At 64.7% G+C, this 11,653-nt stretch carries 13 protein-coding genes; 6 read left to right on the top strand and 7 right to left on the bottom strand.

Annotated elements, in window-relative coordinates; genetic code table 11:
* Positions 1–16 precede the first annotated feature (16 nt).
* Positions 17–730: an SIMPL domain-containing protein gene (locus EN990_RS14835; protein ID WP_013530175.1), complete on the top strand. Its 714-nt coding sequence runs from the start codon at positions 17–19 to the stop codon at positions 728–730.
* 211 nt (positions 731–941) lie between these two features.
* On the opposite strand, the gene EN990_RS14830 is transcribed toward EN990_RS14835, so the two are convergent.
* Positions 942–1,298, bottom strand: coding sequence for a hypothetical protein (locus EN990_RS14830; protein WP_013530174.1), 357 nt, complete (start codon positions 1,296–1,298; stop codon positions 942–944).
* 251 nt (positions 1,299–1,549) lie between these two features.
* A complete protein-coding gene (locus EN990_RS14825) occupies positions 1,550–1,996 on the bottom strand; it encodes a YcgN family cysteine cluster protein (RefSeq protein ID WP_013530173.1) in 447 nt (148 codons plus the stop codon).
* A 197-nt stretch (positions 1,997–2,193) separates the two neighbouring features.
* On the opposite strand from EN990_RS14825, the gene EN990_RS14820 reads away from it, so the two are divergent.
* The gene (locus EN990_RS14820) at positions 2,194–4,260 is read left to right on the top strand and encodes an OmpA family protein (RefSeq protein ID WP_127388319.1); all 2,067 of its coding nucleotides are present in this window, start codon (positions 2,194–2,196) and stop codon (positions 4,258–4,260) included.
* Positions 4,261–4,565: 305 nt separating this feature from the next.
* A complete protein-coding gene (locus EN990_RS14815) occupies positions 4,566–5,081 on the top strand; it encodes a TIGR00645 family protein (protein WP_013530171.1) in 516 nt (171 codons plus the stop codon).
* A gap of 133 nt (positions 5,082–5,214) precedes the next feature.
* Here EN990_RS14815 and EN990_RS14810 read toward each other — a convergent pair whose 3' ends face one another.
* The 3 genes from EN990_RS14810 to EN990_RS14800 form a co-directional block, all read right to left on the bottom strand.
* Complete coding sequence (locus EN990_RS14810) at positions 5,215–6,081, bottom strand: NAD(P)-dependent oxidoreductase (RefSeq protein WP_013530170.1); 867 nt, start codon at positions 6,079–6,081, stop codon at positions 5,215–5,217.
* 110 nt (positions 6,082–6,191) lie between these two features.
* A complete protein-coding gene (locus EN990_RS14805; RefSeq protein WP_127369561.1) occupies positions 6,192–6,821 on the bottom strand; it encodes a helix-turn-helix transcriptional regulator in 630 nt (209 codons plus the stop codon).
* A gap of 8 nt (positions 6,822–6,829) precedes the next feature.
* Complete coding sequence (locus EN990_RS14800; protein WP_127369560.1) at positions 6,830–7,702, bottom strand: S1C family serine protease; 873 nt, start codon at positions 7,700–7,702, stop codon at positions 6,830–6,832.
* A gap of 227 nt (positions 7,703–7,929) precedes the next feature.
* Here EN990_RS14800 and EN990_RS14795 point away from each other — a divergent pair, with 227 nt between their 5' ends.
* A complete protein-coding gene (locus tag EN990_RS14795) occupies positions 7,930–8,880 on the top strand; it encodes a trypsin-like peptidase domain-containing protein (RefSeq protein ID WP_013530167.1) in 951 nt (316 codons plus the stop codon).
* Positions 8,881–8,889: 9 nt separating this feature from the next.
* Here EN990_RS14795 and EN990_RS14790 read toward each other — a convergent pair whose 3' ends face one another.
* Positions 8,890–9,315, bottom strand: a complete 426-nt coding sequence (locus EN990_RS14790) for a VOC family protein (protein ID WP_013530166.1) — start codon at positions 9,313–9,315, stop codon at positions 8,890–8,892.
* Positions 9,316–9,381: 66 nt separating this feature from the next.
* Between EN990_RS14790 and EN990_RS14785 the strand changes: the two genes are divergently transcribed.
* Positions 9,382–10,008, top strand: a complete 627-nt coding sequence (locus EN990_RS14785; protein ID WP_127370445.1) for a TetR/AcrR family transcriptional regulator — start codon at positions 9,382–9,384, stop codon at positions 10,006–10,008.
* On the opposite strand, the gene EN990_RS14780 is transcribed toward EN990_RS14785, so the two are convergent.
* Positions 9,941–10,897 carry a LysR family transcriptional regulator gene (locus EN990_RS14780; protein ID WP_027162049.1) on the bottom strand — a complete coding sequence of 319 codons (957 nt, stop codon included), beginning with the start codon at positions 10,895–10,897 and terminating at the stop codon, positions 9,941–9,943. The two genes, EN990_RS14785 and EN990_RS14780, sit on opposite strands and share 68 nt — an antisense overlap.
* Positions 10,898–11,010: 113 nt before the next feature.
* Between EN990_RS14780 and EN990_RS14775 the strand changes: the two genes are divergently transcribed.
* Complete coding sequence (locus EN990_RS14775) at positions 11,011–11,646, top strand: FMN-dependent NADH-azoreductase (protein ID WP_024505492.1); 636 nt, start codon at positions 11,011–11,013, stop codon at positions 11,644–11,646.
* Positions 11,647–11,653: the final 7 nt, after the last annotated feature.

Raw genomic sequence — 11,653 nt, 5'->3', positions numbered from 1 at the left:
GACCAAGGAGATTTTCATGACCAGACATCTTTTGCCTCTCGCGCTCGCCGCTGCAATCGCTTTTCCGGCGATGGCTGGAGCCACCGATCTGCCGACGCCGCCCCGCATCATCGTGTCGGGCGAAGGCGAAGCAACCGTGGCCCCCGATCTGGCGGTCCTGACGCTGAGCGTCATGCGCGAGGCCAAGACCGCGCGCGCCGCGCTCGACGCCAACAATGACGCCATGGCCGCCGTGATCGCGGCGATGAAGTCCGCCGGCATCAAGGACCGGGACCTGCAGACCGCCGGCATCCAGATCAACCCGCGCTACAACTACACCAACAAGCCGGACGGTAGCCAGGAAGCCGAACTCGTCGCCTATCAGGTGACCAACACGCTTTCGGTGCGGGTGCGCGATGTCGACAAGACCGGCGAGATCCTTGACAAGGCGGTGTCGCTCGGCGTCAACCAGGGTGGCGGCATCGCCTTCACCAATGACAACCCGGCAGCCACGGTCACCGAGGCGCGCAAGAAGGCGGTCGCCAACGCCATGGCCAAGGCCAAGACGCTGGCCGAGGCCGCAGGCGCCAGCCTCGGCCGGGTGCTCGAGATATCAGATCAGAACATTGCGCCGGCGCCGATGCCGATCAACGCCAAGGCCTTCGATGCCGCGGCGGGTGGCGCGGCTCCCGTGCAGGCCGGCGAGAATTCCTACAATGTCCAGGTGACCGTCACCTTCGAACTGAAGTAAGCGGCTCCGAGGATCCGTGGCTGGTCTTGCCCAGCCACGGATGCATCACCAGCCAATAGCGCGCATGAAAAACCCCGCGGGATTGCTCCCGCGGGGTTTTTTCGAGCCACACCCTTCAAACGGAAAAGGGCTCCGCTAGTCCCAGCTGATCTTGCTAAAGATCATGCTGCCAGGCTGACCCTCAAAGAGGGTCGGCCTTAATTGTCGAACCTCAGCGATAGATAACCGGGCAGCCGCGCTCGTTGGCGAACACCACCACGACACGGTCGCCGTCCTGACGGCCCGCCACCTTCACCGTGCGCCGGTTGACGTCGACGATCCGGACCCGGTGGAGGCCCATGCGTTCGGCCTTGTCGAGGGCGCGGTCCGGCGAACAGCCACGGCGCCAGTCGCCGCGGCGTTCATCACGGCGATGGCGATAACCGTCGTCACCGGTATAGACGCCGAAACGCGGGTCGTTGTTGTTGCCGAAGCCGAGATAGAGGCTGTCGGCGTGGGCGGGAACGGCCGCCAGCGTGCCGAGACCGACCAGGGCCGAAAGGGCTGCCGTCTTGATCGTGTTGAACATCGTCTTCTCTCCTTTTTGCGGGCCTTCCCGTCCTCGTGAACCGATGGGGGGAGAATGCGCCTGCCTGTCTGAACTCTTTACGAACCTGCCGTTCATCTCCGGTTCATATGGCGGGAAGAAGGAAGTTCCGGCCATTCGCCACCGTCCCCAGCCTTGGTGAAGGCCGGAATGCCTGACTCGGCGCCCTATTCCGAGCCCGCGGATTGGCCGGAAGTCGTGGAACGTAAGGCTGTTGCTCGCCGCCGCTGGTCCTACGGCTCCTCGTCCAGCACATAGTCAAAATAGTCTTCCGGCTCGGCAAGATCGGTTTCACTCGCCTTGACCCGGCCGCGCATCGAGATGCCGGCTTCATGCACGGTCTCGGCGCTGCCAGACACCAGCCGGTGCCACCAGTAGAGGTCGCGGCCCTCGGCAACCAGCCGATAGGCACAGGTACTGGGCAGCCAACTGATGGTTCGCACATTCTGCGGCGTCAGCCCGACGCAGTCGGGAACGCGCGCCAGCCGGTTGGCGTAGTCCGAACAGCGGCAGGTCTCGGCGTCGAACAGCCGACAGCCGACGCTGGTCCAGTAGATCTCGCCGGTGTCCTCGTCCTCAAGCTTTGACAGGCAGCATTTACCGCAGCCGTCGCACAGCGATTCCCACTCGGCCGGGCTCATCGCCTCCAGCGCCTTGGTTTTCCAGAATGGCGTTTCCATTTCCCGGATGTGGCCCCGGCCGCGGGCAAGGTCAAGCGCGGCAATGGTCGCAATTGCGGCTATCGCCAGGTGAATGACATGAAGTTGCCTTCAAAAGGTCGGTCAATCGCCCCGTACGGCCTCTATCCGTGCCAGACTGGAACCAATCGGCACAAGATCGGTTTCGGCAAGGATGGGACCCCACAAGGAGAATTTCGATGAAACGCCAACCACGGATTCTGGCAGGCACCGCACTTGGCCTGTTGATGGCATCCGCGCCGTTGGGCGCGTTCCCGCTTCAGGGAAGTGTCGCGTCCGGTCTTGCCCAGCGCACGGCGACCCCATTCATCCTGGCGCAAGCAGCATGCGCCGAGGGCGAATCGGCCGAGGCCTGCGCGCAGAAGCAGCAGGCGGAACCCGAACAGAAACACGAGCGCAGGAAGGCCGAGCCTGAACAGCAGGCCGCGCCTGCCCAGAGCGAGCAGCCCGCCGAGGAGCAGCAGCCACGCCGGAAGAAGCGCGACCAGCAGCAGCAGGCCGAGCAGGCGCCCGCCGAACAGGCCGCTCCCGCCGAAGAACAGCAGCCGCGCAGGAAGAAGCGTGACCAGCAGCAGCAGACCGAGCAGGCGCCGGCCGAACAGGCAGCACCCGCAGAGGAACAGCAGCCGCGCAGGAAGAAGCGTGACCAGCAGCAGCAGACCGAGCAGGCGCCGGCCGAACAGGCAGCACCCGCAGAGGAACAGCAGCCGCTCAGGAAGAAGCGTGACCAGCAGCAGCAGACTGAGCAGACGCCGGCCGAACAGGTCGCGCCGGCCAACGACAATCAGCCCGGCGAGCAGGCCCAGCCGCGCAAGAAGAACAAGCAGGATCAGCAAGCCCAACCTGAAGTCGCCCCGGCGCCGAAGGAAGCTCCCGCTGGAGAGGCGACGGCCCCTGCCGGCGAGCAGCCGGCGGCCCAAGGCGAGCAGCCCCAGGACACGACGAAGAAGCACGGCAGGAAACCTGCTGGCGAGCAGCCGGCGACGGCCGAACAACCCGCCACCGGCGAACAACCGGCCAATGGTCAGACGGCAGCACCGGCACAGGGAGAAAACCCGGTGCAAGGCGAAGCACCGGCCGATCCAAACGCCGCTCCCATCCTGGACAGCCAGAAGGACGCCGAGCGCAGAGGCGGACGCAAGCAGGGCGACAAGATCGTCCCGCAGGATGGCGAGCAGCAGAATGGCGGGCAAAATACCCAGCAAGGTGGCGATCAGGGCCGCAAGCCGGTGGCTGCTCCCGTCGACCAGGGTCCGCCGCCCACCGACGACAGGGCCGCACAGCAGGAGATCAAGCCCGAGAAGATCGTCCCGGTGACCGAGGAGAAGGGCACGCGCGTAGAGCGTGCGCCCGATGAGATCGCCCGCGATCGTCGGCGTCCGAAAGGCGTCGACGTCGTCAGGAAACTCGGCGATCGCGTCATCCTGCAGTTCAACAACCAGACATTTGTCCAGAGCAATGATGCCCCGCGCGTCACCCGCGGTGCCAAAGAAGTCTACTATGAGGATCTGTCGGGCGATCGCACCCGGGAAATCGTCGAGCGCGACAACGGTGTCCGGATCGTCACCATCCGCAACCGCTATGGCGACGTTATCCAGCGTTCGCGCATTGCGCCGGATGGACGCGAATATGTGCTGAGCTATGTCGACGAGCGGCACTATGAGGATGACAGCGACTGGCGTGATCCCGGCGACGACCTGCCGCCGATGCGGCTGACCATCCCGCGCCGGGAATACATCCTCGATTCCGAGGACGTCGAGAGCCCCGATGACTACTACGAGTTCCTCGAACAGCCCCCGGTCGAGAAGGTCCAGCGCCTCTATTCGATCGACGAGGTCAAGCGTTCGGCCCGCGTGCGCGACATCGCACGTCGCGTCGATCTCGACACGCTCAACTTCGAATTCGGTTCGGCCTCCATCTCCGACACCGAGGTGCAGAAGCTCGAGGGCGTAGCGACGGCCATGGAGAAGCTGTTGAAGAAGAACCCGGCCGAGACCTTCCTGATCGAAGGTCACACCGACGCGGTCGGCACACCGGAGGCTAACCTCGCTCTTTCCGATCGCCGTGCGGAAGCGGTGGCGGAGGCTCTGACCAATGCCTTCGGCATCCCGCCGGAAAACCTGACGACACAGGGCTATGGCGAGGAGTATCTGAAGGTCAACACGGCGGCGCCCAACCGCGAGAACCGCCGCGTCGCCATCCGCCGCATCACCTCGCTGGTGGCACCGGTCGCCAGCAACAATTAGGTCATGATTTCAAAATCATGACCCGGTTTGTGGAATCGGCAAGAGAAGCATCCACCCCCGGCACAGCCGGGGGTGAATGGATGTGCGGGGTTCAACAAGAATTGTACGGGCGTTAGACACGGCTCATTGAATCGCGAGCGCAGCCACCCCAGATTCGGTGCTGGGCGTTCCCTGCCCCGTCCCGACTCCAGCGGGACGCATTGAGCCCCGCCGGACTTTGTTCGGCGGGGTTTTTTGTCTTGCAAACGGTGGCGGCCTCGTCGAATACGGCCATTGTCTGAGAGATAACCAGCCGGAATCATCCCATGAAGCGTCTCGAACTCGCCATCGAATCGATCATTCTCGCTTCACGCTGGCTGCTCGTCGTTTTCTATATAGGCCTGGCCCTGGCATTGGCCGTCTATGCGCTGTCCTTCGGCAAGAAGCTCTATGAGTTCATTAGCCTGGCGTTCACGCTCGGTGACACCGACACCATCCTGAAGATGCTCGGCTTGATCGATGCCGCGCTGGTTGCCTCGCTGGTGGTGATGGTCATCATCTCGGGCTACGAGAATTTCGTCAGCCGCTTCGACGACCAGGACGGCGGTGTGCACTGGCTGGGCACCATCGATGTCGGTTCGCTGAAGGTCAAGGTTGCCTCGACCATCGTCGCCATCTCGTCGATCCACCTCTTGCAGGTGTTCTTGAACTCATCGTCCTACACGACCGACCAGTTGATGTGGCTGACCATCATCCATCTCGCCTTCGTCGTCTCGGCGCTCATGCTCGCCTATATCGACCGGCTGATGGGCCTGAGCAAAGGCAAGAAGGACGAGGCGTGAGCCTGCGCCTGCCGGACGTTGAATCAATCCCGCAGGAACGATGCCCTACCGCCTTGTTCGAGCAGGGCTTTCCCATGACTCTGCTGGTGGCGAAGGGCTTGGCTCGACGCCCGTCGCGTCAAAACGAAGAGCTCTAGTAAATATTCCTGATCTTGCTGTCCGTGCGGGCAAACACCTCGTCGGGAACAAAAAAGTCGCCGGCCAGCGGCCCGGTCGCATCAGGCGCATAGATCGAGAAATCGCTGACGCCCTCGGCGCGCAGCACCTCTTCGTCGATGTAGAAATTGCCGGTCGCTTCGCGCGCCGGCCGCATGAAGATGGCATGCGCAGCATCGGCCATGATGTCGGGCAAACGGCTCATTGCCGCCACCGTCGCGCCGCCCAGCAGATTGCGCACGGCTGCCGTGTCGATGGTCGAAATCGGCCACAGTGAATTGACGGCGATGCCGTCCTTGGCGAACTCGGCGCTCATGCCCAGCGTGCACATCGACATGCCGAACTTGGCCATCGTGTAGGCGACATGATTCTTGAACCACTTGGCCTTCATGTCGAGCGGCGGTGCCAGATTCAGGATGTGAGGATTGCTGGCCAACTTCAGGTGCGGAATGCACATTTTGGACACCAGGAAGGTGCCGCGCGTGTTGATCTGATGCATCAGGTCGTAGCGCTTCATGTCGGTTTCCAGCGTGCCGGTGAGCTGGATGGCGCTGGCATTGTTGACGCAGATATCGATGCCGCCGAACTTTTCCACGGTCCTGGCGACCGCCTCGGCCACCTGTGCCTCTTCACGGATGTCGCACAGCACGGGCAGCGCCTTGCCGCCGGCCTGCTCGATCTCTTCTGCCGCGCTATAGATTGTGCCGGGCAGCTTCGGATGCGGTTCGGCGGTTTTGGCCGCGATCGTCACATTGGCGCCGTCGCGCGCCGCGCGCAGCGCGATCGCCAGCCCGATGCCGCGCGATCCGCCGGAGATGAACAGCGTCTTTCCCTTGAGCGACATTTCCTTGCGCCTCCCTTGCAACACGTCAGACGCCAAGCTTTGCGCGGCGGGCGACCACAGCGCAAGACCCGACACGCCGGACACCGCGTTACGCAGCGTAGGGTTTATGACTATACCAGCACCAGCCCCTGCCGCATCGCAGTGGCAATCGCGTCGGTGCGGTTGGCGGCACCGAGCTTGATCAGGATTGCGGCGACATGGAACTTCGCGGTGTGCACGGAAATGTTCAGCCGCCGCGCGATCACCTTGTTGGGTGCGCCCTCGGCCAGCAGCGCCAGCACTTCCGCCTCGCGCGGCGACAGCGAAGGACGGACGGCATGCTCGTCGGAGGCTTCATCTTCGAACGGCTCGCCATCGCCAGTATGGAAATCCTCATGGCGTCCGGTTCTGCGCTCGCCCGATACCCGATAGCCGGCCGCCGCCAGCCGCGCCGCCGCAGCGATCAACAAATCGTCCGCGCCCGTTTCGAGGACGGCCAACACCTCGCCCGCGGGCCGTTCGCCATTGGCGCCTCCCGATAGCAGAACCCGGGGAATGGCGGCCGGCACGGCACCGCCGCTCATGTCGTCAACGATGGCGACGTCAGCCCTGCCGGCCACCACCGGCAGCAGGTCATCGCTCGCGGCCAGCGAGGCCGCCAGGCGCTCGGCGCGCGACGCATCGCCAAGCGCAATCAGCACCACCAGCCGCCGCGAGACGGCACCGTCATGCATGATCCGGTCGCTGGTGAGCGTGTCCATGGATGCCCTCAGCTCAGCGGCTTTTCGCCGATGGTCAGCCCGACATCGCGCTGTTCGCCGCCGCGCACCACGCCGAGCGTCACCGAAGCGCCCGCACTGTCTGGTCCGAGCCTGCGGATCAGGTCGCGCGGGCCATGCACCGCCTCACCGTTCCACGCCACGATGATATCGCCGAGAGAGAGACCGGCGGCCTTGGCGGGACCATCGTCATCGAGGCTCATCACCATCGCGCCATGCGCGTCGCGGTCGCGTACCGGATGCAGGCCGGCGCCGAGATAACCGCGCGCGACATGGCCCTTTTCGCGCAGCGTCGCAACCGCCCGCTCGATCGTCTCGTAAGGCATGACCAGCGCCCGGTGGCGCGGCCCGAACAGCAGCATGCCGATCAGCGCACCCTTGGCGTCGAGAACCGGGCCGCCCTCGAAACGGCCGCCGGCACCGACGGCCAGATTGATGCGCCGGTCGATGGTGCCGCCGCGCATCGAGCGCCAGGCCGGACCGACTTCGCCGACCGAGCCCGAAACGGCCAGAGCCGACCCGTTGCTATTGCCGATGGCGATGGCAATGTTGCCTGGCCGCACCGCGTCAGCCCTAGCCAACGGCACGGCGTTGATGGCCGTAGCCGGCTTCAGCAGGGCAACGCCAGTCGACGGATCGCGGCCGACCAGTTCTGCCTTCACCGCCTCACCCGAGGCCAGCGTCAGTTCGATCTCCTCGCCGGCCTCGACAGCCTCCTCGGCGGTGACGAAATAACCGTCACGCCAGTGGAAGGCGCTTGCCGTGCGGTGATGATGCGTGGCGAAGCCAGCCGTTGCCGGTGCCGCCTGGGCGGCGAGATCGGCGATGGCTTGCGAAAACGCACTCAGATTGAAATCGCTCATATTGGTCTCCTGGGTTCATCCATGCCCCAGATATCGCTCGACAGCGCGTTCAGAGGTACTCGCCTGACGGCTAGTTGCCGGTTTGACTGGCCATCTGGTCAGGTCGCGGCGGTTCCAGCCGCTCCGCACATATAGTGCGTGTCGCCCAAAAGTGCTCAGCGGTTTTGGGACAACGACGCGCACAGGAAAAAAAATCATCCTTTCGCCCGAAAATACGGAGCCCTTCCATGGCCCTCGCCGCAGCCAAATTCGAACCTGACGATACATTGCTCGACGCATATTCGACGACCGTTGCGGACGCCGTCGACCGCATCGGCCCGGCCGTCTGCCGCATCGAACGCGTCGGCGGCCAGGGCGGCCACGGCTCCGGCTTCGTCATCGCGCCGGACGGACTGGTCGTTACCAATTTCCACGTCGTCGGCGATGCCAGGACAGTGCGCGTCTCGATGCCGGACGGCGCCTCCCGCGAAGGCCGCGTGCTCGGCCGCGATCCCGACACCGACATCGCGCTGGTGCGCGCCGACGGCAGCTTTGCCGATGTCGCACCGCTCGCCGATTCCAAGCGGCTGCGGCGCGGCCAGATCGCCATCGCCATCGGCAATCCGCTCGGCTTTGAATGGACCGTCACCTCCGGCGTCGTCTCGGCGCTCGGCCGCTCCATGCGCGCCTCGACCGGCCGGCTGATTGACGACGTCATCCAGACCGACGCAGCGCTCAACCCCGGCAATTCCGGCGGGCCGCTGGTTTCGTCGGCCGGCGAGGTGATCGGCGTCAACACCGCCATGATCCATGGCGCGCAGGGCATCGCCTTCGCGGTCGCCTCCAACACCGCCAATTTCGTCATTTCGGAGATCATCCGCTTCGGCCGTGTCCGCCGCGCCTTCATCGGCGTCTCGGCCGACACTGCCAGTTTGCCGCGCCGCGCCGCCTTGTTGTCGCAAGTCTCGACCAGCACGGCGGTTCGCCTGCGCAGCGTCGAAAAGGACGGCCCGGCGGCCAAGGCCGGCCTGAAAGAAGGCGACATCATCGCCGCCATCGACGGCCGTCCTGTCACCGGCGTCGACGACCTGGTGCGCATGCTCGACGCCGAACGCATCGGCCGCGAGACGCTGTGCACCGTCGTGCGCCGCACCGGTGTCAGCCAGGTGACGGTGACGCCGGTGGCAAGGGCCAGTTGAGGCGGGCGCTCAGGCTCCCGCCACCCCTTCCGCATACTGCGCCAGAAACGCCTCGCTCGGCGGGATCGGCTTGATTACGTCGATCAGCACGCCATTGGGGTCCTTGGTGATGAAATGGCGCTGGCCGAAGGGCTCGTCGCGCAGCGAGCGCAGGATCGGCAGGCCGGCGGCGACGACGCGCTCATAGACAGCGTCCGGGTCGCGAACCTCGAAATTGATCAGCAGGCCCGAAGCGCGGCCCCGCCCCTCTTCCGGGATGGTCTCATGGTCGCCCTGGACGATGCCGAGATTGACTCTTCTGTCCTCCCCCGATTGCAGATGCACATACCAGTCGCTTTCGAACAGGGGCTGGAAGCGGAAATGCTTCACATAAAAGGCCGCCGTGCCGGCGACGTCGCCGGTCATCAGCACCGGGTAATAGCTCGTGGTCTTCATCTTTCCTTCTCCCGTCAATTAACATACAGTCTGCATGTAAACCGAATTAACATACAGGCTGCATGTATGCAACACGATTTCGCGCGTCGTTCCAACCGCGACCGCACCGAAGCGACGCGCGCCCACCTGATTGCCGCGGCGCGAAAGCTGTTCACGGAGAAATCCTATTTCGAGACCGGCACGCCGGAGATCGTCGCCGCCGCCGGCGTGACGCGCGGCGCGCTCTACCATCATTTTGCTGACAAGCAGGCACTGTTTGCTGCCGTGGTCGAGCAGGAGGCGGCAGCGGTCGCCGAGGAGATCGAGCGCGCCTCGCCGCCATCGCTGTTTGCCCATGACGCGCTGATTGCCGGCTCCGACGCCTATCTCGCCGCCATGCGCGCGCCCGGACGCACGCGGCTGCTGCTGCTCGACGGCCCGGCCGTGCTTGGCCGCGCCGCCATGGACGCGATCGACAATCGCCACGGCAACCGCTCTCTGCGCGAAGGGCTGGTCGCGGCGATGCGGGCGCAGACGATGACGAGATTGCCGGCCGAAGCGCTGACCGCACTGCTCGGCTCCGCCTTCGACCGTGCCGCCCTGGCCATCGAGGCCGGCGCCTCGGCCGAGGACTACCGTGCCGTGCTCATGGCGCTGATCGATGGACTGTCTCGTGCTCCTCATCCGGCACCTCGCCCGGTTCGAACTCGTTGAAGCAGCCGAGCTGGCGCTTGAACTGGTCGATCAGCCAGGCCGCCGCCGGCTTCGGGCTGCGATCGCTGCGATGCATGGCAAACAGCGGCGAGCTCACCTCCCTGAAGGATTCGAGGTCGATCTCGACCAGCCGGCCGCTCGCCAGGTCGTCTGATATCAGCCAGCGCGGCAGCCCGCCCCAGCCCAGCCCCTCGCGCATCAGCATATGCTTGGTGCGCACATCCGTGAGCCGCCAGGTACGGTAGGCATAGACGCCGAAGTCGCGCCCCTTGGTGCGCTCCGACTGGTCGGTGACGACAAGTTGGGTGTGTTCGCGCGCATCCTCGATCGCCACCGGTTTCGGCAGCAAGGCCAGCGGGTGGGTGGGGGCGGCGGCCAGCACGATCGACATGAAGCCGATGCGCACAAGGTTCACGTCGACATCGCCCAGCAGGCCGCCAATGCCAAGGTCGGCCTGCCCGCTGACGACATGGTCGGGGATCAGGCCGAGCGTGCCGATGTGCAGCCGCAGCATCACGGTCGGAAACTGCGCCTCGAATGCCTTCAGCACCCGAACCAGCACCGGTGACGGCAGCGTCGCGTCGACCGACAGCGCGACCTCGGCCTCGAGCCCCTGGTGGTGGCCGTCGACGCGCGAGCGGATGCGCTGCAGCACGCCGATCATGCGCCGTGCGTCCTCCAGCATCGCCCGGCCGATCTCCGTCAATTGCGGCTCGCGCGTGCCCTCGCGCTCGAACAGTTTCAGCCCAAGCTGCGCCTCGAGATTGGCGATGCCGTAGCTGATGACGGACTGTGCCCGGTTGAGCTTGCGGCCGGCGGCCGAGAAGCTGCCGGCTTCGGCGACTGTCACAAAGATCTGAAGTTGATCGAGCGTCGGGTTGGGTTGCATCGTTATATCCAATTTATGGATGGATCGTATAGAAAATATAGCAGTTTATTGAATGGATCGAAAGCCCCATATCTGGCGGGACAAATCATTCCAACCGCTGGAGAGAGCCCAAAATGTCCATTCTTCTTGTCACTTCGAGCCCGCGCGGCGCTGCCTCGCATTCGACCCGCATCGCCACCGAATTCGCCGAAAAGCTCGTCGCCGCCGATCCGTCGAACACGCTCGTCGTGCGCGACCTCGTCGCCAATCCGTTGCCGCACATCGATGCCGACTATGCGACGGGCATCTATACCCCGGCCGAAGCGCGCACCCCGCGCCAGGCTGAAGTCGTCGGCGTCTCCGATGTCGTGCTCGACGAGCTGTTCGCCGCCGACACGGTGATCCTGGCCACCGGCTTCATCAACTTCAACATCTCCTCGACCCTGAAGTCATGGGTCGACCACATCTCCCGCTCCGGCAAGAGCTTTGCCTATGGCGAGAACGGCCCCAAGGGTCTGGTCACCGGCAAGAAGGTCTATATCGTGCTGGCTTCCGGCGGCATCTATTCGGAAGGTGCGGCCGTGCAGTTCGATCACGCCATTCCCTACCTGCGTGGCGTGCTCGGCTTCCTCGGCATGACCGATGTCGATGTCATCCGCATCGAAGGCGTCGGCATGGGTCCTGACGCGGTGACAGCAGCGCTTGCCAAGGCGACCGCCAAGGTCGACGCCGTTGTGGCCGCCAGCCGGGACGTCGCGGCTGCCGCGTAAACAGCCG

Source organism: Mesorhizobium sp. M7A.F.Ca.US.005.03.1.1 (assembly GCF_003997975.1).
GTDB lineage: Bacteria > Pseudomonadota > Alphaproteobacteria > Rhizobiales > Rhizobiaceae > Mesorhizobium > Mesorhizobium ciceri.
The sequence above is the reverse complement of the archived record's forward strand: the minus strand, read 5'-3'. Positions and strand labels throughout refer to the sequence as shown.

Coding starts and splice junctions, on each gene's coding strand:
- EN990_RS14835 (WP_013530175.1), top strand. CDS start 17: ATGACCAGACATCTTTTGCCTCTCGCGCTCGCCGCTGCAATCGCTTTT.
- EN990_RS14830 (WP_013530174.1), bottom strand. CDS start 1,298: ATGTTCAACACGATCAAGACGGCAGCCCTTTCGGCCCTGGTCGGTCTC.
- EN990_RS14825 (WP_013530173.1), bottom strand. CDS start 1,996: ATGGAAACGCCATTCTGGAAAACCAAGGCGCTGGAGGCGATGAGCCCG.
- EN990_RS14820 (WP_127388319.1), top strand. CDS start 2,194: ATGAAACGCCAACCACGGATTCTGGCAGGCACCGCACTTGGCCTGTTG.
- EN990_RS14815 (WP_013530171.1), top strand. CDS start 4,566: ATGAAGCGTCTCGAACTCGCCATCGAATCGATCATTCTCGCTTCACGC.
- EN990_RS14810 (WP_013530170.1), bottom strand. CDS start 6,081: ATGTCGCTCAAGGGAAAGACGCTGTTCATCTCCGGCGGATCGCGCGGC.
- EN990_RS14805 (WP_127369561.1), bottom strand. CDS start 6,821: ATGGACACGCTCACCAGCGACCGGATCATGCATGACGGTGCCGTCTCG.
- EN990_RS14800 (WP_127369560.1), bottom strand. CDS start 7,702: ATGAGCGATTTCAATCTGAGTGCGTTTTCGCAAGCCATCGCCGATCTC.
- EN990_RS14795 (WP_013530167.1), top strand. CDS start 7,930: ATGGCCCTCGCCGCAGCCAAATTCGAACCTGACGATACATTGCTCGAC.
- EN990_RS14790 (WP_013530166.1), bottom strand. CDS start 9,315: ATGAAGACCACGAGCTATTACCCGGTGCTGATGACCGGCGACGTCGCC.
- EN990_RS14785 (WP_127370445.1), top strand. CDS start 9,382: ATGCAACACGATTTCGCGCGTCGTTCCAACCGCGACCGCACCGAAGCG.
- EN990_RS14780 (WP_027162049.1), bottom strand. CDS start 10,897: ATGCAACCCAACCCGACGCTCGATCAACTTCAGATCTTTGTGACAGTC.
- EN990_RS14775 (WP_024505492.1), top strand. CDS start 11,011: ATGTCCATTCTTCTTGTCACTTCGAGCCCGCGCGGCGCTGCCTCGCAT.